This is a genomic window from Pseudomonas pichavaramensis (genome assembly GCF_050473265.1).
GTDB lineage: Bacteria > Pseudomonadota > Gammaproteobacteria > Pseudomonadales > Pseudomonadaceae > Aquipseudomonas.
This window is the reverse complement of sequence record NZ_JBJKFJ010000016.1, coordinates 94,681-118,233: the sequence shown is the minus strand read 5'-3', so window position 1 is coordinate 118,233 and position 23,553 is coordinate 94,681. Positions and strand designations below refer to the sequence as shown.

23 protein-coding genes are annotated in these 23,553 nt (G+C 62.7%); 6 read left to right on the top strand and 17 right to left on the bottom strand.

What is annotated here, in order from left to right; all coding sequences use genetic code 11:
• Positions 1 to 33 precede the first annotated feature (33 nt).
• Positions 34 to 588 carry a sugar ABC transporter ATPase gene (locus ACJRW5_RS22255; RefSeq protein WP_484572663.1) on the bottom strand — a complete coding sequence of 185 codons (555 nt, stop codon included), beginning with the start codon at positions 586 to 588 and terminating at the stop codon, positions 34 to 36.
• A 55-nt stretch (positions 589 to 643) separates the two neighbouring features.
• The gene (locus tag ACJRW5_RS22250; protein ID WP_484572662.1) at positions 644 to 1,099 is read right to left on the bottom strand and encodes a multidrug/biocide efflux PACE transporter; all 456 of its coding nucleotides are present in this window, start codon (positions 1,097 to 1,099) and stop codon (positions 644 to 646) included.
• A gap of 94 nt (positions 1,100 to 1,193) precedes the next feature.
• Here ACJRW5_RS22250 and ACJRW5_RS22245 point away from each other — a divergent pair, with 94 nt between their 5' ends.
• The 6 genes from ACJRW5_RS22245 (at position 1,194) to ACJRW5_RS22220 (ending at position 9,070) form a co-directional block, all read left to right on the top strand.
• Positions 1,194 to 2,072, top strand: a complete 879-nt coding sequence (locus ACJRW5_RS22245; RefSeq protein WP_484572661.1) for a LysR family transcriptional regulator — start codon at positions 1,194 to 1,196, stop codon at positions 2,070 to 2,072.
• Positions 2,073 to 2,116: 44 nt separating this feature from the next.
• The gene (gene xseA, locus ACJRW5_RS22240; RefSeq protein ID WP_484572660.1) at positions 2,117 to 3,496 is read left to right on the top strand and encodes an exodeoxyribonuclease VII large subunit; all 1,380 of its coding nucleotides are present in this window, start codon (positions 2,117 to 2,119) and stop codon (positions 3,494 to 3,496) included.
• Between the two features lie 109 nt (positions 3,497 to 3,605).
• A complete protein-coding gene (locus ACJRW5_RS22235) occupies positions 3,606 to 4,430 on the top strand; it encodes a peptidoglycan DD-metalloendopeptidase family protein (protein ID WP_484572659.1) in 825 nt (274 codons plus the stop codon).
• A gap of 124 nt (positions 4,431 to 4,554) precedes the next feature.
• Positions 4,555 to 5,805, top strand: coding sequence for a mechanosensitive ion channel family protein (locus tag ACJRW5_RS22230; protein WP_484572658.1), 1,251 nt, complete (start codon positions 4,555 to 4,557; stop codon positions 5,803 to 5,805).
• 360 nt (positions 5,806 to 6,165) lie between these two features.
• A complete protein-coding gene (gene leuA, locus ACJRW5_RS22225) occupies positions 6,166 to 7,842 on the top strand; it encodes a 2-isopropylmalate synthase (protein WP_484572657.1) in 1,677 nt (558 codons plus the stop codon).
• A 178-nt stretch (positions 7,843 to 8,020) separates the two neighbouring features.
• Complete coding sequence (locus tag ACJRW5_RS22220) at positions 8,021 to 9,070, top strand: NAD(P)-dependent alcohol dehydrogenase (protein WP_484572656.1); 1,050 nt, start codon at positions 8,021 to 8,023, stop codon at positions 9,068 to 9,070.
• 37 nt (positions 9,071 to 9,107) lie between these two features.
• Here the strand turns inward: ACJRW5_RS22220 and ACJRW5_RS22215 are convergent, their stop codons facing one another.
• The 15 genes from ACJRW5_RS22215 to hscA form a co-directional block, all read right to left on the bottom strand.
• Positions 9,108 to 9,560, bottom strand: a complete 453-nt coding sequence (locus ACJRW5_RS22215; protein WP_484572655.1) for a hypothetical protein — start codon at positions 9,558 to 9,560, stop codon at positions 9,108 to 9,110.
• A gap of 14 nt (positions 9,561 to 9,574) precedes the next feature.
• Positions 9,575 to 10,357, bottom strand: a complete 783-nt coding sequence (locus ACJRW5_RS22210; RefSeq protein WP_484572654.1) for an amidohydrolase — start codon at positions 10,355 to 10,357, stop codon at positions 9,575 to 9,577.
• A 74-nt stretch (positions 10,358 to 10,431) separates the two neighbouring features.
• Positions 10,432 to 11,580, bottom strand: a complete 1,149-nt coding sequence (locus tag ACJRW5_RS22205; protein ID WP_484572653.1) for a pyridoxal phosphate-dependent aminotransferase — start codon at positions 11,578 to 11,580, stop codon at positions 10,432 to 10,434.
• A 139-nt stretch (positions 11,581 to 11,719) separates the two neighbouring features.
• Positions 11,720 to 13,198 carry a ribosome biogenesis GTPase Der gene (gene der / locus ACJRW5_RS22200; protein WP_484572652.1) on the bottom strand — a complete coding sequence of 493 codons (1,479 nt, stop codon included), beginning with the start codon at positions 13,196 to 13,198 and terminating at the stop codon, positions 11,720 to 11,722.
• Positions 13,199 to 13,308: 110 nt separating this feature from the next.
• Complete coding sequence (gene bamB / locus ACJRW5_RS22195) at positions 13,309 to 14,460, bottom strand: outer membrane protein assembly factor BamB (protein WP_484572651.1); 1,152 nt, start codon at positions 14,458 to 14,460, stop codon at positions 13,309 to 13,311.
• The gene (locus ACJRW5_RS22190; protein ID WP_484572650.1) at positions 14,453 to 15,091 is read right to left on the bottom strand and encodes a tetratricopeptide repeat protein; all 639 of its coding nucleotides are present in this window, start codon (positions 15,089 to 15,091) and stop codon (positions 14,453 to 14,455) included. Before ACJRW5_RS22190 ends, bamB begins: the two co-directional genes overlap by 8 nt.
• Before the next feature lie 32 nt (positions 15,092 to 15,123).
• Positions 15,124 to 16,413, bottom strand: a complete 1,290-nt coding sequence (gene hisS / locus ACJRW5_RS22185) for a histidine--tRNA ligase (protein ID WP_484572649.1) — start codon at positions 16,411 to 16,413, stop codon at positions 15,124 to 15,126.
• A gap of 20 nt (positions 16,414 to 16,433) precedes the next feature.
• Positions 16,434 to 17,546 (bottom strand): flavodoxin-dependent (E)-4-hydroxy-3-methylbut-2-enyl-diphosphate synthase, encoded by a 1,113-nt coding sequence (gene ispG / locus ACJRW5_RS22180; protein ID WP_484572648.1) that lies wholly within the window; start codon positions 17,544 to 17,546, stop codon positions 16,434 to 16,436.
• A gap of 3 nt (positions 17,547 to 17,549) precedes the next feature.
• Entirely contained in the window at positions 17,550 to 18,548 is a 999-nt protein-coding gene (locus ACJRW5_RS22175) for a RodZ domain-containing protein (RefSeq protein WP_484572647.1), read from the bottom strand.
• Positions 18,545 to 19,306 carry a type IV pilus biogenesis/stability protein PilW gene (pilW, locus tag ACJRW5_RS22170; protein ID WP_484572646.1) on the bottom strand — a complete coding sequence of 254 codons (762 nt, stop codon included), beginning with the start codon at positions 19,304 to 19,306 and terminating at the stop codon, positions 18,545 to 18,547. The genes ACJRW5_RS22175 and pilW overlap by 4 nt, the downstream gene beginning before the upstream one ends.
• 13 nt (positions 19,307 to 19,319) lie before the next feature.
• The gene (gene rlmN / locus ACJRW5_RS22165; protein WP_484572645.1) at positions 19,320 to 20,468 is read right to left on the bottom strand and encodes a dual-specificity RNA methyltransferase RlmN; all 1,149 of its coding nucleotides are present in this window, start codon (positions 20,466 to 20,468) and stop codon (positions 19,320 to 19,322) included.
• Positions 20,469 to 20,498: 30 nt separating this feature from the next.
• Entirely contained in the window at positions 20,499 to 20,930 is a 432-nt protein-coding gene (gene ndk, locus ACJRW5_RS22160) for a nucleoside-diphosphate kinase (protein WP_484572644.1), read from the bottom strand.
• Positions 20,931 to 21,097: 167 nt separating this feature from the next.
• Positions 21,098 to 21,298 carry a Fe-S cluster assembly protein IscX gene (gene iscX, locus ACJRW5_RS22155; RefSeq protein WP_484572643.1) on the bottom strand — a complete coding sequence of 67 codons (201 nt, stop codon included), beginning with the start codon at positions 21,296 to 21,298 and terminating at the stop codon, positions 21,098 to 21,100.
• Positions 21,299 to 21,314: 16 nt separating this feature from the next.
• Positions 21,315 to 21,656 (bottom strand): ISC system 2Fe-2S type ferredoxin, encoded by a 342-nt coding sequence (gene fdx, locus ACJRW5_RS22150; RefSeq protein WP_003459694.1) that lies wholly within the window; start codon positions 21,654 to 21,656, stop codon positions 21,315 to 21,317.
• A 3-nt stretch (positions 21,657 to 21,659) separates the two neighbouring features.
• Entirely contained in the window at positions 21,660 to 23,525 is a 1,866-nt protein-coding gene (gene hscA / locus ACJRW5_RS22145) for a Fe-S protein assembly chaperone HscA (protein WP_484572642.1), read from the bottom strand.
• Between the last annotated feature and the right edge of the window lie 28 nt (positions 23,526 to 23,553).

Sequence of the window (23,553 nt, the reverse complement as noted above, 5' to 3'; positions counted from 1 at the left end):
TAAAGCCCCTCCCACAGAGGATGACAGAGCGACTCAGGCCGGATCGTCGACCCGCACCTGACGCAACCTGAAGCCCAGGCGTTCGCCGAACTCCTCGACGAACGCCGGGCGCAGGCCGGCCTCCAGCCAGCCATTGAAGATGAAGCCCAGGTTGGAAAAACCGCATGGCTGCAGGAACAGGAAGCCGTTGATGTCATCCTCATGCCCGCATTCCGGGCAGGTGAAGTTGTCGGTTTCCCCTGGCCACCAGACCTCCAGGCTATCGAACAATGGCACACCGACTTCCCGGCGACACTCGGCGCAGCCCGCCTCTTCGAGAAAGTTGCGCGTTGGTACATAGATGCAGCGGTGGGTGATGATTTCCAGACCATTGTGCGCCTGGCCATATGGCAGCAGCTCGGGACGCTCGGCGATCTGCCGCGCACCCGGGCCAATGGCATAGGCCATACCGTTGCCGCCCTGGCCACAGGTGGTTGGCAGCGCCTCGACGATCCGCCGCTTGACCAACCAACGCAGCAGCGCCCTCGCCTTCTCCTCATGCGCGGGAAGTGTGGATATCTGTGGAACGAGAACGAGTTGTGCGGTCATGGGCGTTGGGCTGGCAGCGAACAAAGGCGGCAGCTTAGGCGCTGGCGCCGGCAAATCAAGCCCCCCGGCAGATCGCCATCTCGCGCCGAGCCAAGGTCCGCGCCCGCAGCAGGTCATAACACCAGTTGAAGCCCAGGGTGTAAGGCAGGAAGAACAGCAGCAAGCCGATATCCAGCAACAGCGCCTGCAGCAGGCCAATCGACAGCCACCAGGCGGCCAGCGGCACCAGCATCACCACCAGGCCGAGTTCGAACAGCAAGGCGTGGCTGACACGCGCTGCCAGGCCGCGCTCGAAACCCAGTCGCTGCTGCGCACGATCGAACAGGTAGTTGAACAGCATGTTCCACAACATGGCCACCGTCGAGAACATCAGCGTCAGCACGCCCAGATGCAGCAGGGGTTTACCCATCAGCCAGGCCAAGGTTGGCGCACAGATGAGCACTGCAATGGACTCGAAGACCAGCGCATGGAGAATGCGCTCACGCAGGGAACGGGGCAGCGGCTGAGACATGGTCAATACCTCGTGGCAACAGACACAGACGATGAGCGCTATGATCATCGGCAACCCTGCCATTACGAAGTGAGTTGCCATCGGCTAAACCGATATGAATATTTCTCCCGAATCCCTTCAGGCTTTCGCCCAGGCCGCCCACAGTGGCTCACTCAGCGCAGCGGCACGGCGCTTGGGCAAGAGCCAGTCGACGATCAGCGAAGCCGTCGCTCGACTGGAAATCGACTTGGGCGTCGCACTGTTCGAGCGCGGACCACGTCGCCTGCAACTCACCGAGGCGGGCGCCAGCCTGCTGTCGCATGCCGATGAAGTGCTGGCGGCCACGGATCGTCTGGCGACTCACGCCGCCGGTTTGGCCAGGGGGCAGGAAGCACGCCTGACCCTGGCCCTTTCCGACGCCTATCAGCCCAAGCAATACGAAGCGCGCCTGCAGGAGCTGGACGAGCGCTTTCCCGACCTGCAGTTCGAAAGCCTGATCGCCGAACAGTCCGACGTACTCGACCTGGTCAACCAGGGACGGGCCCAGATCGGCCTGCTGGCGGCGCAGGATCGCTATCCGCCGCACATCGCCCACGCCCGTCTGGAAATGAGCAGCGAATTCGGCCTGTTCGTCGCCAAGAATCACCCCCTGGCCGAGCGCCCTCGGGTTCGCCCGGAGGACCTCTCGCACTGGCGCCTGCTGCGATTGAGCAGCATCGCCGATGATGACGCCAACCGCGATGACCTGCCCGGCAGCGGCGGACGCTGCTGGGCCGCGCCGGATTATCTGATGTTGCTGGAAATGGCGCGCCTGGGCTTCGGCTGGGCCGAGCTGCCGCGGCAACTGGTCGAAACCTACGGCTTCGACGGCTTGCACGAACTGACCTGTAGCGGCTGGCCGCGGCGAGTCACGGTCGATGCCATCTGGTCGCGGCAACGCACGTTGGGGCCGGTTGCCGCCTGGTTGCTGCAACGTCTGCAACAAGCCGAGTGAGCAGAGGTCGCAGCCACTGCTCACTCGGCTTATCATGCCGCCCCATGATCAACGATCCTTTTGCCCGCCTGAACCTCGATCGCGAAGTGCTCAGCGTCGGCCAACTCAACAACCGCGCCCGCCTGCTGCTGGAAGACGTGTTCTCCAGCATCTGGGTCGAGGGGGAAATCTCCAACCTGGCGCGCCCGGCGTCCGGGCACATCTACTTCACCCTGAAGGACAGTCAGGCCCAGGTCCGCTGTGCGCTGTTCCGGCAGAACGCCGCCCGCGTGCGCCAGGCGCTGCGCGACGGCCTGTCGGTCAAGGTGCGCGGCAAGGTCTCGCTGTTCGAGGGCCGCGGCGACTACCAACTGATCCTCGATACAGTCGAGCCAGCCGGTGACGGTGCGCTGCGCCTGGCCTTCGAGGCGCTGAAGGAAAAACTTGGCGCCGAAGGATTGTTCGCCGCCGAACGCAAGATCGCCCTGCCCGCCCACCCCAGACGCATCGGCATCGTCAGCTCGCCAACCGGCGCGGTGATTCGCGACATCATCAGCGTATTCCGCCGCCGCGCGCCACAGGTCGAGCTGAACCTGATCCCCACTGCCGTCCAGGGGCGTGAGGCCACCGCGCAGATCGTTCGCGCCCTGCAGCGCGCCGATACGCAAGGCTTCGATGCACTGATCCTGGCGCGTGGCGGCGGCTCGCTGGAAGACCTCTGGTGTTTCAACGAAGAAGCCGTGGCACGCGCCGTGGCTGCCTGCGTCACGCCCATCGTCAGCGCCGTGGGCCACGAAACGGATGTTTCCATCGCCGACTTCGTTGCTGATATCCGAGCGCCAACACCCTCTGCTGCGGCCGAACTGCTGGCCCCGGACAGCAGCGAGCTGGTGCAGCGCCTGAACAATCTGCAGCGGCGCCTGGTGCTGCACATGCAGGGCCGCCTGGCCCGCGAACGCCTGCGGCTGGAGGGGATGAGCCGGCGTCTGCGCCACCCTGGTGAACGGCTGCGCCAGCAGGCGCAACGCCTGGATGATCTGGACATGCGCCTGCGCCGTGCCTTCAACCAGCAGTTGGCGAGCCAGCGTGAGCGTCTGGCCCGATTCGATGCGCGCCTCGCTGCCCAACATCCGGGACGTAATCTGGCCCTGCTGCGCCAGCGCCTCGACGGCCTGGCCGAACGCCTGCCGCGCGCCATGCACAGCCAACTGCGTATCCAGCGCCAGCAACTGAGCGCGCTGGCCGGCCAACTGCAGATCGTCAGCCCATTGGCCACCCTGGGCCGCGGTTACAGCATTCTGCTCGACGAACGCGGCCAGGCAGTGCGCAACGCAGCACAGACCCACCCAGGCCAACGCCTCAAGGCGCGTCTGGGCGAAGGAGAGCTGGACGTGCGCGTCGAAGACAACCACATACAACCGGCGACCCTGTCGCTACTCGACTAGACACAAAGCCGCTGTAGGAGCTGGCTTACCGGCGATCCACCGCAGCATCAACGTGCTGATCGCCCCTAATGGTTTCGCGGTGCAGCCCTCACATTGCCAAGGAAACCCCATGCGCGTTCTGCTGTTACTACTCACCGTTGCCCTTGCCCTGCCCGCCCATGCCGAAGGCTTCATCACCCGCCTGCTGAACAAGCCGGTGCCGGGCGGTGTAGCCGTGCTCGACCTGGGTGATCAGGCGCAAGCGCCGAAAGCTCGCTACCAGGGCAAACCGGTACTGACCATTCGCGAAGACGGACAGCGCTGGATCGCCATCGTCGGCGTGCCGCTGAGCGTCAAACCCGGCACCCAGCAGTTGGAAGTCGTGGGCGCTCAGCCTCTCAGTTTCCAGGTCGGCGCCAAGCACTACAGCGAGCAGCGCATCACCATCAAGAACCAACAGCAGGTCAACCCCAACGCCAAGAACCTTGCGCGCATCGAGCGTGAACTGGCCGAGCAGACCCGCGCCTATCGCCAGTTCAGCGCCCGTCAGCCAAGCAACCTGCTGTTCGACAAACCGGTCAACGGCCCGCTGTCGAGCCCCTTCGGCCTGCGCCGCTTCTTCAACGGTGAAGAGCGTAATCCACACTCGGGGCTGGATTTCGCCGCCAGCAGCGGCACCTCGATCAAGGCACCAGCCGCCGGCAAGGTGATCCTGATCGGCGACTACTTCTTCAACGGCAAGACCGTGTTTCTCGATCACGGCCAGGGGCTGATCAGCATGTTCTGCCACCTCTCGTCGATCGACGTGAAACTCGGCGACGAAATTGCCCGTGGCGGCCACGTCGGCAAGGTTGGCGCCACCGGCCGCGCCACCGGGCCACACCTGCACTGGAACGTCAGCCTCAACGATGCCCGCATCGATCCGGCGATCTTCATCGGCGCGTTCAAGCCCTGATCTCTCCTGACGCGCCCTGCAACACCTGCCGTTTGGGTTAACGCGGTGATTTTGCTAGGGTAGCGCCGCTCAGACGGCCGGCCGCTCAGCGCCGGCCCATTCCCTGCCTGCTGCGGAGCCGGATATGCCGAATGAGCTCAACACCTGGATGGACTGGCTGAAGCAACAGCCAGAACTGCTTACCCTCAGCGCAACCTGCGCCCTGATCGCTGCCGCCTGGCTGTCGAACTGGGTGGTCAAGCACATCCTGGTACGCGCGATCTACCGCGTGATCGGCGCCACGACCGTCGGCCGGCATGGCCAGATCAAGGAAAGCGGGCTCATCAAGCGCCTGTCCAATGTCGTGCCCGCGCTGGTGCTATCCAGCGGCGTGATGCTGGTACCGGACATGCCCGAGGCTGTCGTGGAAGTGACGCGCAACGTCTGCAGCGCCTTCATCGTACTGACCATCGCCATGGCCATCGCCGCACTGCTGGACATTCTCAACACCCTGTATCAGCGCCGTCCGAATGCTCACCTCAAACCCATCAAGGGTTACCTGCAGGTGATCAAGATCGCCATCTTCGCCATTGCAGCGATTCTCATGGTAGCAGCGCTGATCGACCGCTCACCGCTGATCCTGCTGTCCGGCCTGGGCGCCATGGCGGCGGTACTGATGTTGATTTTCCAGGACACCCTGCTGTCGCTGGTGGCCAGCGTGCAGATCTCCTCCAGCGACATCATTCGCGTCGGCGACTGGGTGGAAATGCCCAACCTGAACGCCGATGGCGACGTGATCGACATCGCGCTGCACACGGTCAAGGTGCAGAACTGGGACAAGACCATCACCACCATCCCGACCCGGCGCTTCATCACCGACCCGTTCAAGAACTGGCGCGGCATGCAGGAATCCGGTGGCCGGCGGATCATGCGCTCGCTGCTCCTGGACCAGACCAGCGTGCACTTCCTTGACGATGAGGAAATCGCCCGCCTGCGTCGCTTCATGCTGCTCGATGACTACCTCGACCACAAGGATCAGGAGCTGCTCGACTGGAACAACAAGCTCGCCGAGCATGGCAAGGAAGCGGTCAATACGCGGCGCATCACCAACATCGGCAGCTTCCGCGCCTATGTCGAGCATTACCTGCGGCATCATCCTCATGTGCATCAGAACATGACGCTGCTGGTGCGCCAGCTCAGCCCGACTGCAGACGGCTTGCCGCTGCAGATCTACTGCTTCACCAACAACACGGGCTGGAATGTCTACGAAGGCATCCAATCGGACATCTTCGATCACCTGCTGGCCATTCTTCCGGAGTTCGGCCTACGGGTATTCCAGCACCCGAGTGGCGCAGATATGCGCGAACTGCGCCAGAGCCTGCACTCGGCGCCGTGATTCATTGCAATGCCACGCTGCGGGGGCGCCATTCCCTCTCCCGCAGCGCGCTCATGTGCACGCAACAGAGATGCGCAATCAAACTCCACCGAGAAGAATTTAGCCGCAATAAAAAACCACCCAGCGACCCTATACGCGTTTTTCCACCAATTTTTTCGACACGCTTGCCAGCTTTACCCCCAATGGTTAGGGTTGGCTTCATGAACATCTCGCAGACCCTCATCATCCTTCGGCAACACGCCAATCTCTGCCTGGTCGCCCAACGACTGCGCTAGGGTCTGCCGACCCCGAATCTCTCTGTTTAATCTCTTTTTCATTTTTCAGCACGGCCACATCGGCCCTCGCTTTCAGGATTGATTCATGAGCATGCTCAAAGACCCGTCGCAGAAGTACCGTCCCTTTACCCAGATCCAGATCCCGGATCGCACCTGGCCGGACAAGATCATCGACAAGGCGCCGATCTGGCTGTCCACCGACCTGCGTGACGGCAACCAGTCGCTGATCGAACCGATGGATGCCGAGAAGAAGATGCGCTTCTTCAAGTGCCTGGTCGCCGTGGGCCTGAAGGAAATCGAAGTGGGCTTCCCGTCCGCCTCGCAGACCGACTTCGACTTCGTCCGCGAACTGATCGAAGGCGGCCACATCCCCGATGACGTCACCATTCAGGTGCTGACCCAGGCCCGTGACGACCTTATCGAGCGCACCTTCGAGTCGCTGAAAGGCGCCAAGAAGGCCATCGTCCACTACTACAACGCCTGCGCGCCGAGCTTCCGCAAGATCGTCTTCAACCAGGACAAGGCTGGCGTGAAGGCCATCGCGATCGCAGCCGGTAGCACCATCAAACGCCTGGCCGATGCCGCACCGGAAACCCAGTGGGGCTTCGAATACTCGCCGGAAGTGTTCAGCAGCACCGAAATCGACTTCGCCGTCGAGGTGTGCAACGCAGTGATTGGCGTGTTCCAGCCGACCCCGGCGAACAAGCTGATCCTCAACCTGCCGGCCACCATCGAATGCGCCACGCCGAACAACTACGCCGACCAGATCGAATGGTTCGGCCGTCACGTCGACCGCCGCGACAGCGTGTTGATCAGCGTGCACACCCACAACGACCGTGGCACCGGTGTGGCCGCCTCGGAACTGGCCGTGATGGCCGGCGCCGATCGCGTTGAAGGCTGCCTGTTCGGCAATGGCGAACGCACCGGTAACGTCTGCCTGGTAACCCTGGCGTTGAACCTCTACACCCAGGGCGTCAACCCAGAGCTGGATTTCTCCGACATCGATGCGGTACGCAAGGTGGTCGAAGACTGCAACCAAATTCCGGTACACCCGCGCCACCCCTACGTCGGCGATCTGGTGCACACCGCCTTCTCCGGCTCGCACCAGGATGCGATCCGCAAGGGCTTCGCCCAGCAGGACCCGGAAGCCGTGTGGGAAGTGCCGTACCTGCCGATCGACCCGGCTGACATCGGCCGCGATTACGAGGCGGTGATCCGCGTCAACAGCCAGTCCGGCAAGGGCGGCATCACCTTCCTGCTCGAACAGGAGTACGGCATCAACCTGCCGCGCCGCATGCAGATCGAGTTCAGCCAGGTGGTGCAGCGTGAAACCGATCGTCTCGGTCTGGAGATGACTGCCTCGCAGATCCACAAGCTGCTCGACAGCGAGTATCTGCAGGCCAAGGCGCCCTACGAACTCAAGGGCCACCGCCTGCAGGAAGAGAATGGTGACAGCAGTGTCGAGATCAAGGTCGAGGTCGATGGCCAGGAGCAGCGCTGGAATGGCGCCGGCAAAGGCCCGCTGGAAGCCCTGGTATCGAGCCTGCCGGTAGCCGTGGAGATCATGGACTACCACGAGCACGCCATCGGTGCCGGCGCCAATGCCAAGGCCGCCTGCTACATCGAGATCCGTCTGGACGGTCAGCGTCCGCTGCACGGTATCGGTATCGACGAGAACATCACCACTGCCAGCTTCCGCGCCCTGTTCAGCGCGCTGAACCGCGCCATCAAGCAGGCCGAGGTGAAAACCGAAGCCGCCTGACTCTCGCTGGCAGCAGAACGAAGGGGCGCCACGGCGCCCCTTCGTCGTTTCTGCTGCGCCTAATCAGCCCCACCACCAGGCACTTATGGGCAGTGATGTAACAGGATCGAGCAATCGCGCCATCAACACCATGCTCTAGTCTTTCCCCTTGTCCGTTTGCATCATCAAGGAGAACTTCATGAGCACCACCCTCGCCTACGCCGCGCAGAATGCACAATCGCCACTGGCGCCACACGTCATCGAGCGGCGCGCCGTTGGCCCGGACGATGTGGCCATCGATATCCTCTATTGCGGCGTCTGCCACTCCGATTTGCACACTGCGCGTAACGATTGGAAGAACACCCTGTATCCGTCGGTGCCGGGACACGAGATCGTCGGACGCGTGACTGCCGTGGGCAGCAATGTCAGCACGTTCAAGGTCGGTGAACTGGCCGGGGTCGGCTGCATGGTCGACAGCTGCCGCCGGTGCAGTTCCTGCAAGGAAGACCTGGAGCAATTCTGCGAGAGCGGTTTCACCGGCACCTACAACGGCCCGGTATTCGGTGGCGCCAATACCTTCGGCGGCTACTCGAAACACGTCGTCGTCGATCAGCATTTCGTCCTGCATATCCGCCACAGCGACAACCTGGCGGCGGTGGCGCCGCTGCTGTGCGCCGGTATCACCACCTACTCGCCGCTACGCCAGTGGAAGGTCGGTCCGGGACAGAAAGTCGGTATCGTCGGCCTCGGCGGGCTGGGTCATATGGGCGTGAAGATCGCTGCCGCGATGGGCGCACACGTGGTGCTGTTCACCACCTCGCCAAACAAGCGCGAAGACGCCCTGCGCCTCGGCGCCAGTGAAGTGGTGGTGTCGAAGAATGCCGAGGAAATGGCCGCGCATGCCAACAGCTTCGACTTCATCCTCAATACCGTGGCCGCCCCACACGACCTCAACCCCTTCCTCAACCTGCTCAAGCGTGATGCCACCATGACCCTGGTCGGCGCCCCGGACTCGCCGCACCCGTCGCCCGACGTATTCGGCCTGATCTTCAAACGCCGCCGGCTGGCCGGCTCGCTGATCGGCGGCATCGCCGAGACCCAGGAAATGCTCGACTTCTGCGCCGAGCACAACATCGTTTCGGATATCGAGATGATCCCCATGCAATCGATCAACGAGGCTTACGAACGCATGCTCAAGAGCGACGTGAAATACCGCTTCGTGATCGACATGGACACCCTGCAGGCATAGGCCTAGAGCGCCGGGCTGCGGCCCGGCTCTGCCTGCATCAGATACCCAGAATCATCACCACGGCAAACATCAGGGCGACCATGCCCAGCGTGAACAGCAGGCCAATCCCCGCCGCACGCCAGTTGGACAGAAATCGCCCACCCGCCGCGGCATGTCGCTTGATATCCGTTTCGATCAGATGCTTGGACAGCGCCATCATCGCGAACAGCTGAGCGATGGCGAATGGCAGGGCAGGCACCTCCTCGGGCAGGACGAAAGCCAGTACCAGGGTCACGAAAAGCAGCGCAACGGAGACACCCCAGGTCATCGCCACACGATCAGCCTTACCCAGTAACTGAAGGTTGTGCGCGAGCAGCCAGGCACCGGCCAGAGGCGTGCCAATGAATGTCGCCAACCCCACACCGGCCAGACTGTATAGCGGGTAATCGTGGCTGACTTCGCTCAACTCGGCGTGAGGCGTCTGAAATGGGTTTTGGCTCTGACCGTCCATGGTGGTTTCCTGATTCAACTAAGGGTGAAAGTGTCTGCATCCAGATACGCAGGGAATCGCTCGCGATAAGCCATCAACGGCGCGGCGGCCAGGCACTGACGGAACACGCCTGCTCCGGCCTCGGCGCGTAACAACGACTCGCCCTGGAAATCCAGAATCTGCGAGTCGCCAGTATAACCGTGGCCCTTGCCGTCCTCGCCGATACGGTTCACAGCCGCGACATAACATAGATTCTCGATAGCTCTGGCCGGCAGCAGGCGGTTCCAGTGCGCCGCCCGCGCCGCTGGCCAGTTGGCGGTGTAAATCAGCAGATCGGTACTCGCCGGGTCGCGGCTCCACACCGGGAAGCGCAGGTCGTAGCAGATCAGCGGGCGCACCTGCCAGCCCTTGAGTTCCAGCAGTACCTGCTCGTCGCCTGCGCTGTAGTGCTTGTGCTCGCCGGCCATGCGGAACAGATGGCGCTTGTCGTAATGCGCCAGGCTGCCATCCGGGCGCGCCCAGAGCAGGCGGTTGCGGTAGCTGCCGTCGCCGGCGCGGATGATCAGGCTGCCGGTCACCACCGCACCGCTGCGCTGCGCCTGCTCGCGCAGCCACTCGGTGCTCGGGCCGTTCTCTTCCTCGGCCAGCTCCGCCGAGTTCATCGAGAAGCCGGTGGTGAACATCTCCGGCAGCACGATCAGGTCGGCGCCTGCTGCCTGTTCGATCAGCCCGGCGAAACGCCGGTGGTTGGCGGCCGGGTCGTGCCAGTCCAGTTCGCTCTGGATCAGCGCCAGTTCGAGATCGGGTTTGTTGCTCATCGGGGCCTCGCTTGCCGTAGGGCGGGTAACCCCGCCAACTCGTCACGGGCGGGTTGTGCCCGCCCCATCCGTCCTTATACCGCGCAGAGCTTCTCAGCCGCCTGGCGCAGCGTCTCTTCACGTTTGGCGAAGCAGAAGCGTACCAGGCGCATGTCCTGCGGCGCGCTCTGATAGAACACCGACACAGGAATCGCCGCCACGCCATGCTCGCGGGTCAGCCACTCGGCCATGGCCACATCATCGAGATCGGGACGGATCGCCGAGTAGTCGGCCAGCTGGAAGTAGGTGCCCGGCGCGCGGGTGAAGCTGAAGCGCGAGCCCGCCAGCAGATCACAGAACAGGTCGCGCTTGGCCTGATAGAAAGCCGGCAGCTCCTCGACATGCTCCGGGTGCGCGGCCATGAAGTCGGCCAGGCCGAACTGCAGCGGGGTCACGCCGCAGAAGTTGACGTACTGGTGAATCTTGCGCAGCTCGCCGGTCAGCGCCGGCGGCGCCACCACGTAGCCGGTCTTCCAGCCGGTGACGTGGTAGGTCTTGCCGAACGAGCTGACCACGAAGGCACGCGCGTACAGCTCGTCATGAGCCAGCACGCTGGCGTGCTGCACGCCGTCGAAGACCAGGTGCTCGTAGACCTCATCGCTGATCACGTAGATATCGCGCTCGCGGATCAGCGCGGCGAGCTGGTCCAGATCACTGCGCGAGAGCAGCGCGCCGCTGGGGTTGTGCGGCGAGTTGATGAAGATCAGCCGGGTACGCGGGGTGATCGCGTCCGCCAGGCGCTGCCAGTCCACGGCAAAGTCCGGCAGGGCCAGCGGCACGTGCACGCAGCGCCCGCCGGCCAGCTCCACCGAGGGCTCGTAGCTGTCGTAGCAGGGGTCGAAGACAATCGCCTCGTCACCAGGGCGAATCAGCGCCTGCACCGCGCAGAAGATCGCTTCGGTGGCACCGGGGGTGATGGTGATTTCGCTGTCGGCGTCGCGCTGCACGCCGTAGCTGCGGGCAATCTTCGCCGCCACCTGCTGGCGCAGCGCCGGCAGGCCGGTCATCGGTGAATACTGGTTGCGCCCTTCCAGCACGTGCCGCGCCACCGCTTCACGCAGCGCCTGCGGACCGTCGAAATCGGGGAAACCCTGGGACAGGTTGAGCGCACCGAGTTCGGTGGCCAACTGGGACATGCGGGTGAAGATGGTGGTGCCGACGTTGGGCAGCTTGCTGACGAGCATCGCGACTTCCTGGCAGAAACAAGGCAAGCCGCGAGGATAGCCGAAGGGCCAGGCAGACGGCACCCGCTGCCGTCATGAAAAGCTGGAACAAGCTTATGCCGTGCACACCGCCTGCGCGGTGCACACGGCAGAACAGCGCTTACTTGCGCTTGTCCTTGCGCTTCTTCTCGGCCTTCTTGTGGTGGCTCATCAGGCGGCGCTTCTTGTTCACCTGGCGGTCGGTGAGCTTGTTCTTGTTGCCTTCGTACGGGTTCTCACCGCCCTTGTACTCGATGCGGATCGGCGTACCGACCAGCTTCAGCACGCGGCGGAAGGTGTTCTCCAGGTAACGGCTGTAGGCACGCGGTACGGCGTCGACCTGGTTGCCGTGAATGACGATACGCGGCGGGTTGGCGCCACCGAGGTGGGCGTAGCGCAGCTTGATGCGGCGACCGTTGACCAGGGGCGGCGCATGGTCGCTGACGGCGTCTTCGAGGATCTGCGTCAGGCGGCTGGTCGGCCAGCGGGTGATGGCCGACTGGAACGAGGCCTGTACCGACTTGTACAGGTGACCGACGCCGGTGCCGTGCAGGGCGGAGATGAAGTGGATGTCGGCGAAGTCGACGAAGAACAGCCGGCGCTCCAGCTCGGTCTTCACATAGTCCTTCTGGCCCTGGTCCATGCCGTCCCACTTGTTCAGGGCGATGACCAGCGCGCGGCCGCTTTCCAGCACGAAGCCGAGCAGGTTGAGGTCATGGTCGACCACGCCTTCGCGGGCGTCCATGACGAACACCACGACGTTGGAGTCCTGGATGGCCTGCAGGGTCTTGACCACCGAGAACTTTTCCACCGCCTCGAAGATCTTGCCGCGGCGGCGCACACCGGCGGTGTCGATCAGGGTGTACTTCTCGTCGTCCCGCTCGAACGGGATGTAGATGCTGTCGCGGGTGGTACCGGCCTGGTCATAGACGATCACCCGCTCTTCGCCGAGCATGCGGTTGACCAGGGTCGACTTGCCGACGTTGGGGCGACCGATGATGGCCAGCTTGATGCCGTCCTTCTCGCTCGGGCCGGGGATGCGCTTGGCCTCCTGGCCTTCGAGCACTTCTTCCTCTTCCTCGTCGCCCTCTTCCGGCTCGCCGGCATCCTTGGGGAAGCTGCCCAGTACCACTTCGAGCATCTGGGTGATGCCGCGGCCATGGGCACCGGCAATCGCCAGCGGCTCGCCCAGGCCCATCGGGCTGAACTCGGCGCGGGCCAGGTCAACGTCGAGGTTGTCGACCTTGTTCACCACCAGGAAGCTCTGCTTGTTACGGCGACGCAGGTGCTCACCGATCATCTGGTCGGAAGCGGTCATGCCGGCGCGCGCATCCACCAGGAACAGCACGGCATCGGCTTCTTCGATGGCCTGCAGGGACTGCTCGGCCATCTTCGCGTCGATACCTTCCTCGTCACCGGAGATACCGCCGGTGTCGACCACGATATAGGTACGCCCCTGCCATTTGGCCTCGCCGTACTGGCGGTCGCGGGTCAGACCGGACAGGTCGCCGACGATGGCGTCGCGGCTGCGGGTCAGGCGGTTGAACAATGTGGATTTGCCGACGTTCGGCCGGCCCACCAGGGCAATTACGGGAACCATCAGGCTCTCCACTACGTTATTTCAGAAAATACAAAGGCCGCTGCACGGGCAGCGGCCGGAATCTTTCGTGCTGCTGCATCTGGCCTAACGCCTGGATGCAGCATAGTCGGTCACTTGATGGTCAATGCCACCAGCTTGCCGCTGTTGCCATAGACATACAGCCAGTCGCCCACCACCAGCGGACGCGTGCGCAGACCATCGCTATCGATGCGGGTACGCCCGACGAAACGACCATCGACCTGACTCAGCAGGTGCAGATAGCCTTCGAGATCGCCCACCGCAACGTAACTGGAGAACACCTGCGGTGCCGACAGCTCGCGACGCGCCAGAGAATCGTTGTTCCACAGTGCCGAAGCGCTGCGCTCATCGATGCCTTCGACAGTACCGCTGGCCTGGCTGACGTATACGTTGCCAAAGCCCTGGGCGACACCGACCGAGCTGGATGCCTCGCGTTGCCAGAGCACGCGACCGGACTCCAGGTCCATCGCGGCGACACGGCCCTGGTAGCTCACCGCATACACAGTGCCACCGGACAGCAGCAGACCGCCGTCGATGTCCACCACGCGCTCCAGCTCGGAACGGCCTTGCGGGATAGCCACACGCTGTTCCCAGACCGGCAGACCACGCTGAGCATCGACCGCCACCACCTTGCCACTGGACAGACCAGCGACCACCAGACGGTTGGTCACCAGCGGTGCCCCCGTGCCGCGCAGGGTCAGTACGGCCGGAGTGTTCTCGACGATCCAGCGCTGGTTACCCGTGCTGGCATCGAAAGCGATCAGACGGTCGTCCTGAGTCTGCACAACGACGATATCGCCGTTGCTCGCCGGGGCGGCCAGCACTTCGCTGGTCACCCGCGAACGCCACTGCTCGTCACCATTGCTGGAGTCCAGGGCGATCACCTCGCCCTTCAGCGTGCCCAGCAATACCTGACCGTACTCAGCACCGATAGCGCCGGAAACGGGGATATCGAGTTTCTTGCGCCAGATGACCTTGCCGCTGGTACGGTCCATCGCCACGACCAGGCCTTCAACGTCGGCGGCGTAGATCACGTCGCCATCGATAGCAGGCACCAGCATGTTGAAGGTTTCACCCTGGCCGTCACCGATGGAGCGACTCCATTCGGTACGCAGCTCGACTTCTTCGTCGAACTTGGTCAGCTCGGCGGGCGGCAGTTCCTTCTTGCTATTGCTGCTGCAACCCACAGCCAGAACGGCCAGAGCCAGCAGTGCGGCATTCTTCCAACGCATCACGTCACGCATCCCCTTTTGCCAGGTCGTCCAGCTTCATCTGCAGACCGCCAACGGCGGCGTCCTCGGCCAGTGCATCCTTGGCCTTCTGATAGGCGGCGTGGGCATCGTCGCTACGGCCCAACTGCACCAGCAGATCGCCCTTGAGCTCCTCTCGGCTGGCCAAGAAAGCATCCTCGACCTTGGCATCAAGCAGCTTCAGCGCCTCGTCGGCCTTGTCCTGAGCAGCCAGAACCCGGGCCAGACGCTGACGCGCCAGTTCATCCAGAGTTGCATCGGCGGGTTTGTCCAGCACGCCTTGCAGAGCAGCGGCCGCATCGTCGAGACGATCGGCCTCGACCGCAACCTTGGCGACGAACAGGCTGCCGTACTGGGCGTAATGGCTACCGCCAAACTCGCTGTCGAGCTTACCGGACAGCTCCGCTACCTTGGCGGCATCGGGCTTGCCCGCAGGATCGAGGGCGGTTTCCAGCAGTTGCTGATACAGAGCGGATGCGCCCTGAGCCTGATTGGTCTGGTATTTCTGCCAGCCCTGCCAGCCGAATACCGCCACCAACGCAAGCACGCCACCGGCCAGTAAAGGCTTGCCGTTGCGATCCCACCAATCCTTCAGTTGCGCGATCTGTTCGTCTTCGGTCTGCATGTCTAACCCCGTACTCCTAATCGAGAGCCTGCTCAGGCCTGTTGCTGGCAGGCAGCCAGATGCTCGGCCAGAGCATCCCAGGCAACGCTTTGTTGTTCACTGTCGTCGCGCAGCGGCTTGCAACCTACCACGCGTTTGGCCAGTTCGTCCTCACCGAGAATCAGTGCGTAACGCGCACCGCTCTTGTCGGCCTTCTTGAACTGGCTCTTGAAGCTGCCACCGCCACTGTTGAGTAGCAGACGATGCCCCGGCAATTCGTCGCGCAAACGCTCGACCAGCGTCAACGCCGCCAGCTCCGCTGCCTCGCCAAAGGCGCAGACATATACGTCGGCGGCGCGGTTGAGCTCGGCCGGCAGCAGCTCGAGGGTTTCCAGCAGCAACACCAGGCGCTCGACGCCCATGGCGAAGCCAACCCCCGGCGTGGCCTTACCGCCCAGCTGGGAAACCAGGCCGTCGTAACGACCGCCGGCACACACGGTGCCCTGGGCACCGAGCTTGTCGGTGACCCACTCGAACACGGTGCGGTTGTAGTAATCCAGACCACGCACCAACTTGTGGTTGATCTCGTAACGGATGCCGGCGGCGTCCAGACGGGCACGCACACCTTCGAAGTGCAGGCGCGACTCCTCATCGAGGTAATCGCCAAGGGTCGGGGCGCCGACGAGAACGGCCTGGGTCGCCTCATTCTTGCTGTCGAGGATGCGCAACGGGTTGGTGGTCAGACGGCGCTGACTGTCTTCGTCCAGTTGCTCGAAACGCTCTTGCAGATAGGCCACCAGCGCGTCACGGTAGGCCGCGCGCGCCTCGCTGGAACCCAGGCTGTTGAGCTGCAGGGTCACGGCATCGGCCAGACCGAGCTTCTTCCACAGGCGCCAAGTGAGTACGATCAGCTCGGCATCGACATCCGGGCCCGGCAGATTGAAGGCTTCCACCCCCACCTGATGAAACTGGCGGTAACGGCCTTTCTGCGGTTTCTCGTAGCGGAACATGGGGCCGGCGTACCACAATTTCTGCACCTGACCACCACCGCTCAGACCATGCTCGAGCACGGCGCGCACGCAACCGGCGGTGCCTTCAGGGCGCAGGGTCAGCGACTCTTCGTTGCGGTCACGGAAGGTGTACATTTCCTTGTCGACCACGTCGGTACCTTCGCCGATACCACGGGCAAACAGCTCGGTGTACTCGACGATGGGCAGGCGGATTTCCTTGTAGCCGTAGCCGTCGAGCAGGTCGACCAGGGTAGTTTCCAGATAACGCCAGGCAGGCGTCTGCTCTGGCAGGATATCGTTCATGCCACGAATGGCTTGCAGGGACTTGCTCAATTGTATTCCTTACGCACGGATCAGCCGCGCACGATCACGGCAGCATCGGCGGCGACCTTCTCGGCCGCCTTGTCGCGAATGAGCTTCTCCAGCTCATCCACCAGATTTTCATTGGTCAGCTTCGAGGCCGGTTTGCCATCGATGTAAACCAGGTTGTTCGGGCTACCGCCAGTCAGGCCGATATGAGCCTCCTTGGCTTCGCCGGGGCCGTTGACCACACAGCCGATCACCGCCACATCCAGCGGTACCAGCAGGTCTTCGACGCGGGTTTCCAGCTCGTTCATGGTCTTGACCACATCGAAGTTCTGCCGCGAGCAACTCGGGCAGGCGATGAAGTTGATGCCACGCGAGCGCAGACGCAGGGACTTGAGGATGTCGAAACCGACCTTGATCTCTTCCACCGGATCTGCGGCGAGCGAAATGCGGATGGTGTCGCCGATGCCATCGGCCAGCAGCATGCCCAGACCGACCGCCGATTTGACGGTACCGGAACGCAGACCACCGGCTTCGGTTATCCCTAAGTGCAGCGGCTGTTCGATCTGCTTGGCCAGCAGGCGATAGGCTTCGACGGCCATGAACACGTCGGAGGCCTTCACGCTGACCTTGAAGTCGGGGAAGTTCAGGCGGTCGAGGTGCTCGACATGGCGCAGGGCGGATTCTACCAGCGCCTCGGGGGTCGGCTCGCCGTATTTCTTCTGCAGGTCCTTCTCCAGCGAACCGGCGTTGACGCCGATGCGGATCGGGATATTGCGCTCGCGCGCGGCTTCGACCACGGCACGCACACGGTCTTCACGACCGATATTGCCGGGGTTGATACGCAGGCAGTCGACGCCCAGCTCGGCCACGCGCAGGGCGATTTGATAGTCGAAGTGGATATCGGCCACCAGCGGTACGCGTACCTGCTGTTTGATCCGACCGAAGGCCTCGGCAGCGTCCATGTCCGGCACGGACACGCGCACGATGTCGGCGCCGGCATCTTCCAGACGACGGATCTGCGCCACGGTGGCGGCCACGTCGTTGGTGTCGGTATTGGTCATGCTCTGTACGGCGATCGGCGCATCACCGCCCACCGGTACCGAGCCAACCCAGATCTTGCGCGACTGACGGCGCTTGATCGGCGATTCGCAATGCATGCTTTACAACCCCAGTTTCAGGCGCGCGGTCTCGCCGGTCATATGCGGCGCAACGTCCACGCTTTCGCCGTTGTAGGTAACCTGAGCGCCACGGGCGAAGCCCAAACGCAGTTCCATCGGAGCCTTGCCGGTCAGTTCGATGCGTTCACCACTGCGCTTGAGCGCGCTGACCAGCACCTTGCCATCGGCATCGGTGACCTGAGTCCAGCAGTCGTCGGTGAAACGTACGTTGAGAGCGCCCTGGCCGGCGGGAACAGCTGTAGCGGCCGCGGTCTGTTCTGCCGCTTCGGCTGCAGGAGCCTCTTCTATCGTCTCGTCAGTAACCGGGGCAGCCGGAGTCTCGGTATCAGCGGCTGAGAGTGTGTCCTGCGCCGAAACATTGTCATCGGCAGGCTGCTCACTTGTTCCTGCGTTTTCAGGCTCGTCGCCCGGCTCGACCGGCAACAGCAGCGGGCTGCTTTCATCATTGCCCTGAGCGACGATGACGGCCTGATCTTCCGGCTCGGCAAGCGAATGAACCTGGGTGGTGCCATCGGCACCCTCTACCTCTACGTGCTCGAGGCCGAGATCAGCCAGATTGGCACCGGGACGTCCCTGATCCTGCCACCAGAGAAAGCCCGCGCCGATCAACGCCAACAGCAACAGAAAACTCACCAGACGCAGGATGCTCTGCGAATAACGCACAGGCTCCTCGATACGCCCCAGCGCATGCACATTGCTGCCAGTGGCATCGGTACCGGTGAATTGATCGAACTCCAGGACCAAACGGTTCTGGTCGAGGTCCAGCAACTTGGCGTAGGCACGAATGTAACCACGGGCAAAGGTGGTACCGGGCAACTTGTCGAAGGCGCCCTCTTCGATCTGGCTGAGACGCTGCTGCGTGAGGTTGAGCTGGGTGGCGACCTCGACCACGCTCCAGCCCTTCATCTCACGGGCTTGGCGCAGGGCTTCGCCTGGGTTGCTCGACATCGGCTGAGTCACTTCGTTATGTGCCGCGTTCATCGTTGCCCCGACTGATACTGCTTATATTCCTGAGAAGCCGGGTACAGACGTCGCAACTGCAAACCGAGGCTGGCGGCGCGGTCGCGGTCCTCGAACACCTCGGCCAGACGAGCACCGAGCAGCAGGCTGCGCGCATTCTGCGGCGCCATTTCGCTGTAGGCGTCGTAGTAACGACGCGCCGGCACATATTCTCTGTCCTCGAAGAGCAGCGAGGCCATTTCCAGAAGTGCGCGCGGCTGGCGGCTGCTCAGGCGCAACGAACGCTGAAAATATTCCTTGGCTTGCTCACGCTGCCCCAATTGCAAAGCGGTCAACCCCAGGTTTTCGAAGACGCGGGAACGCTCCGGGTAGAGGTTGTCTTCGGTCGCCTTGAGGTAGGTATCCATGGCGTCCTGGTAACGCTTCTGCTCGAACAGGAAGCCACCGTAGTTGTTCAGCAGTCGAGCATCCGACGGTCGCTGAGACAGCGCCTTGCGATAATGTTCATCCGCCAGCCTGGGCTCCATTTCCAACTGGAATGCCATGGCCAGCGCCGCGTGAGCGTCGGCATCGGAAGGGTCGATCTCCAGTGCGTTCTTCAGCGGCACCTTGGCAAGCTGTGTGTCGCCCTGCTGAATATAGGCAACGCCCAACTGTACATAGGCTGCGCGCGCCTGCTCACGTCCTTTCGCCGTACGCATGGGGTCCACGTCGCCAGTGGTCACGCAACCACCGAGCAGACTGACAACGAGCAACAACAGCGCAGGGCGCAAGGTCATAGGCATCCTCTCTTCAATTTCGATTGGTGGCAGTGCGCGGCTCTTGAGCCTCGCTGCCAAGCTGACGCACGGCGATGTAACGCTCGCTGCGCCGAGTACGATCCATGACCTGGCCAACCAGCTGGCCGCAGGCAGCATCGATATCGTCACCACGGGTAGTACGTACCGTGACGTTATGGCCGGCCTTGTGCAACAGGTCCTGGAAGCGGCGAATGGCGTTATTGCTCGGCCGCTCGTAGCCCGAATGAGGGAAAGGATTAAACGGAATCAGATTGATCTTGCAAGGGACATCGGCAAGAAGTGCAATCATCTGCTCAGCGTGCTCGGGCTGATCGTTGACGCCCTTGAGCAGCGTGTACTCGATGGTCAGCACGCGTTTTTCGCCGAGTTTGGAGATATAGCGCTTGCACGCAGCCAGCAGCATCTCCAGCGGGTATTTCTTGTTGATCGGCACCAGCTGATTACGCAGCTCATCGTTCGGCGCGTGCAGCGACAGGGCCAGCGACACATCGATGACTTCGGCCAGCTTGTCGATCATTGGCACCACGCCGGAGGTGGACAGGGTCACCTTGCGCTTGGAGATGCCGTAGCCGAGGTCGTCCATCATGATCTGCATGGCCGACACGACGTTGTCGAAGTTCAGCAGCGGTTCGCCCATACCCATCATCACCACGTTGGTGATGGCGCGGTCGATCTTGGCCGGCACGCTGCCGAAGGATTTGTTGGCGATCCACACCTGGCCGATGATCTCGGCGCTGGTCAGGTCGCTGTTGAAACCTTGTTTGCCAGTGGAGCAGAAGCTGCAATCCAGCGCACAACCGGCCTGCGACGACACACACAGGGTGCCGCGGCCGTTCTGCGGGATGTACACGGTCTCCACGCAGCTGCCCGACGCCACACGCACGACCCACTTGCGCGTGCCATCGGCGGAAATATTTTCGCTGACCACTTCCGGGCCGCGAATCTCGGCAGAAGCCTCGAGCTTTTCGCGCAAGGCCTTGCCGACATTGGTCATGGCGGCGAAATCATCGACGCCAAAGTGGTGAATCCACTTCATTACCTGGCCGGCACGAAAGCGCTTCTCGCCAATGGACTCGAAGAACTGCTCCATCTCCGACTGGGTCAGACCCAGCAGGTTGATCTTGCCGGTGGTATTGGTCATGGCTTCACCCTCGCTTGCATGCGCTATTGATTAGCGGATGCGAGCGCACAGCTCGGTAGCGGAGAAGAAGTAGGCGATTTCGCGAGCAGCGGAAGCCTCGGAGTCCGAACCGTGAACAGCGTTTTCGTCGATGGAAACGGCGAAATCAGCGCGGATGGTGCCGGCAGCCGCTTCTTTCGGGTTGGTAGCGCCCATCAGCTCACGGTTGGCCAGAACGGCGTTTTCGCCTTCCAGAACCTGAACGATGACCGGACCGGAAGTCATGAAAGCAACCAGATCCTTGAAGAAGCCACGCTCGCTGTGCTCGGCGTAGAAACCGGCGGCTTCACGCTCGGACAGTTGCACCATCTTCGAAGCCACAACGCGCAGGCCGGCCTTTTCGAAACGGGAAGTGATCTCACCGATGACGTTCTTGGCAACGGCGTCAGGCTTGATGATGGAGAAAGTACGTTGAACGGCCATGTGAAGCTCCAGAAACTTTTAGGGTTAAAGCGAAAAATTAAACCCGCGAATTATACGCGGGTTCTGAGATAGCAGCCACAGGCGACTCGCCTCCAGCTGCAAGTAAAAGCTACGAGATTGCGCCACGCAGTTGGCAGACGCCTGAGACTGCGCAGTTAGCCCGTGACTCAGTCGGCCTCTTCGATCCAGGCCGCCTGAATGGCTTCCAGCACTTTCTCGCCGCCACGCTGCGGATCGTCGGAGAACTGCGGTAGCTCCACGACCCAGCGATGCAGATCGACGAAATTCACGTAGCGCGGATCGACATCCGGCTTCTGTTCGCTCAGCTCGATGGCGATATCCAGCACATCAACCCATTTCAGACTCATGACGATGCTTCCTGGGTCAATGCGGCGCTTCGGCCGCGTGGTTCAGCGAATATTTCGGGATTTCGACGGTGAGGTCTTCTTCACCGACGATAGCCTGACAAGCCAGACGCGACTGCGCTTCGAGCCCCCAGGCTTTGTCCAGATAGTCTTCTTCCAGCTCGTCAGCCTCGTTCAGCGAGTCGAACCCCTCGCGCACGATGCAATGACAGGTGGTGCAGGCGCAGACGCCGCCACAGGCGCTTTCCATCTCGATATGGTGCTCATGCGCCAACTCGAGAATGGAGATGCCAGGCTCGGCCTCTACCACCAGGCCATCCGGGCAGAACCGTTCATGGGGCAGAAAAATCACCTGCGGCATCTGTTATTCCTCGATCTCATTCAAATTGCGCCCAGCCAGCGCGGCTTTTACCGTTGAATCCAGGCGCCGCGCCGCGAACGCATCCGTCACTTGCGACAGACGCTTGGTTTGCTTGTCGATGGCCACGCCATCGCTACCGGCGAGCAACTCGCGCAGTTCTTGCACCTGCAGCTCGATGACTTCGCGCTCTTCAGCATCCAGCAGGCGCTCTCCATCGGCCTGCAGCGCAGCTTCTACAGCCTCGATCAGGCGCTGGGCATCGACCTGCTGCTCACGCAGCGCACGCGCGGCCTTGTCATCGCCGGCGTTATGGAAAGAATCCTGCAGCATGCGCGCGATTTCGCCATCGGTCAGGCCGTAGGAAGGCTTGACCTGAATGCTCGCCTCGACACCGGAGCCAAGCTCACGCGCAGCAACGCTGAGCAGGCCATCGGCGTCGACCTGGAAGGTCACGCGGATCTTCGCCGCCCCCGCCACCATCGGCGGAATACCACGCAGCTCGAAGCGAGCCAGCGAACGGCAATCGGCGATCAACTCGCGCTCACCCTGCAACACATGGATCATCATGGCCGTCTGGCCATCTTTATAGGTGGTGAAGTCCTGCGCCCGCGCCACCGGAATGGTGGTGTTACGCGGAATCAGCTTCTCCATCAGGCCGCCCATGGTCTCCAGACCAAGCGACAGCGGAATCACGTCGAGCAGCAACAACTCTTCGCCATCAGCGCGCTGATTGCCTGCCAGGGTATCGGCCTGAATGGCGGCGCCGATGGCCACCACCTGATCCGGGTCGATATTGGTCAGCGGCGTACGGCCGAACAGCTCACCGACCGCTTCACGCACCCTCGGCACACGAGTCGAGCCACCGACCATCACCACCGCACTGACATCCTCCAGTTCGACACCGGAGTCACGCAGCGCGCGGCGGCAGGCCTTGAGACTGCGCGCCACCATCGGCTCGATCAACGCCTCGAACTGCTCACGCGACAGCGAGCCACGCCAGTCCGCGAAACTCAGCTCGACCGCATCAGCCTCGGTCAGCGCCTCCTTGGCGGCGCAGGCAGCCTGCAGCAGATTGCGCTGCGTGGCTGGATCCAGGTCACTGGACAGCCCCGCCTGCTGAATGATCCAACCCGCCAGAGCATGGTCGAAGTCGTCGCCGCCCAACGCGCTGTCACCGCCAGTGGCCAACACCTCGAAGACGCCGCCAGTCAAACGCAGAATGGAAATATCGAACGTACCGCCACCCAGGTCGTAGATGGCGACCACGCCCTCGGCCTTCTGATCCAGGCCATAGGCAACCGCTGCGGCCGTTGGCTCGTTGAGCAACCGCAGAACATTGAGCCCCGCGAACCGCGCCGCATCCTTGGTCGCCTGACGCTGCGCGTCATCGAAATAGGCCGGCACGGTGATCACGGCGCCAACCAGTTCGCCACCGAGAGCCTGCTCGGCACGCAAGCGCAGGGTCTTGAGAATTTCCGCCGAGATTTCGACCGGGCTCTTCGCCCCCTGCACCGTCTCGATGAAGGGCATGTGCGACTCACCCGCAGCAAAGCGGTATGGCAACTGCTCGCCGAGTTGATGCACGTCGGCGACGCCGCGCCCCATCAGACGCTTGACGGACAACACGGTGTTCAGAGGGTCGCTGGCGGCTGCCGATTTGGCAGACTCACCCACCTCGATGCGCGTCGGATGGTAGCGCACCGCAGAGGGCAGAATGACTTTGCCCTCATCGTCCGCCAGGGGCTCGGCCAGACCGCTGCGTACAGCGGCGACCAGCGAATTGGTGGTGCCCAGGTCGATCCCCACCGCCAGCCTGCGCTGGTGCGGTTGCGGGCTCTGTCCTGGCTCGGCGATCTGCAGTAAGGCCATGGTCTTCTTGAAATCATCAGGCGGATTG

Excerpts from the sequence above, each read along its gene's own strand:
- ACJRW5_RS22255 (WP_484572663.1), bottom strand. The coding sequence starts at position 588 with ATGACCGCACAACTCGTTCTCGTTCCACAGATATCCACACTTCCCGCG.
- ACJRW5_RS22250 (WP_484572662.1), bottom strand. The coding sequence starts at position 1,099 with ATGTCTCAGCCGCTGCCCCGTTCCCTGCGTGAGCGCATTCTCCATGCG.
- ACJRW5_RS22245 (WP_484572661.1), top strand. The coding sequence starts at position 1,194 with ATGAATATTTCTCCCGAATCCCTTCAGGCTTTCGCCCAGGCCGCCCAC.
- xseA (WP_484572660.1), top strand. The coding sequence starts at position 2,117 with ATGATCAACGATCCTTTTGCCCGCCTGAACCTCGATCGCGAAGTGCTC.
- ACJRW5_RS22235 (WP_484572659.1), top strand. The coding sequence starts at position 3,606 with ATGCGCGTTCTGCTGTTACTACTCACCGTTGCCCTTGCCCTGCCCGCC.
- ACJRW5_RS22230 (WP_484572658.1), top strand. The coding sequence starts at position 4,555 with ATGCCGAATGAGCTCAACACCTGGATGGACTGGCTGAAGCAACAGCCA.
- leuA (WP_484572657.1), top strand. The coding sequence starts at position 6,166 with ATGAGCATGCTCAAAGACCCGTCGCAGAAGTACCGTCCCTTTACCCAG.
- ACJRW5_RS22220 (WP_484572656.1), top strand. The coding sequence starts at position 8,021 with ATGAGCACCACCCTCGCCTACGCCGCGCAGAATGCACAATCGCCACTG.
- ACJRW5_RS22215 (WP_484572655.1), bottom strand. The coding sequence starts at position 9,560 with ATGGACGGTCAGAGCCAAAACCCATTTCAGACGCCTCACGCCGAGTTG.
- ACJRW5_RS22210 (WP_484572654.1), bottom strand. The coding sequence starts at position 10,357 with ATGAGCAACAAACCCGATCTCGAACTGGCGCTGATCCAGAGCGAACTG.
- ACJRW5_RS22205 (WP_484572653.1), bottom strand. The coding sequence starts at position 11,580 with ATGCTCGTCAGCAAGCTGCCCAACGTCGGCACCACCATCTTCACCCGC.
- der (WP_484572652.1), bottom strand. The coding sequence starts at position 13,198 with ATGGTTCCCGTAATTGCCCTGGTGGGCCGGCCGAACGTCGGCAAATCC.
- bamB (WP_484572651.1), bottom strand. The coding sequence starts at position 14,460 with ATGCGTGACGTGATGCGTTGGAAGAATGCCGCACTGCTGGCTCTGGCC.
- ACJRW5_RS22190 (WP_484572650.1), bottom strand. The coding sequence starts at position 15,091 with ATGCAGACCGAAGACGAACAGATCGCGCAACTGAAGGATTGGTGGGAT.
- ispG (WP_484572648.1), bottom strand. The coding sequence starts at position 17,546 with ATGCATTGCGAATCGCCGATCAAGCGCCGTCAGTCGCGCAAGATCTGG.
- ACJRW5_RS22175 (WP_484572647.1), bottom strand. The coding sequence starts at position 18,548 with ATGAACGCGGCACATAACGAAGTGACTCAGCCGATGTCGAGCAACCCA.
- pilW (WP_484572646.1), bottom strand. The coding sequence starts at position 19,306 with ATGACCTTGCGCCCTGCGCTGTTGTTGCTCGTTGTCAGTCTGCTCGGT.
- rlmN (WP_484572645.1), bottom strand. The coding sequence starts at position 20,468 with ATGACCAATACCACCGGCAAGATCAACCTGCTGGGTCTGACCCAGTCG.
- ndk (WP_484572644.1), bottom strand. The coding sequence starts at position 20,930 with ATGGCCGTTCAACGTACTTTCTCCATCATCAAGCCTGACGCCGTTGCC.
- iscX (WP_484572643.1), bottom strand. The coding sequence starts at position 21,298 with ATGAGTCTGAAATGGGTTGATGTGCTGGATATCGCCATCGAGCTGAGC.
- fdx (WP_003459694.1), bottom strand. The coding sequence starts at position 21,656 with ATGCCGCAGGTGATTTTTCTGCCCCATGAACGGTTCTGCCCGGATGGC.
- hscA (WP_484572642.1), bottom strand. The coding sequence starts at position 23,525 with ATGGCCTTACTGCAGATCGCCGAGCCAGGACAGAGCCCGCAACCGCAC.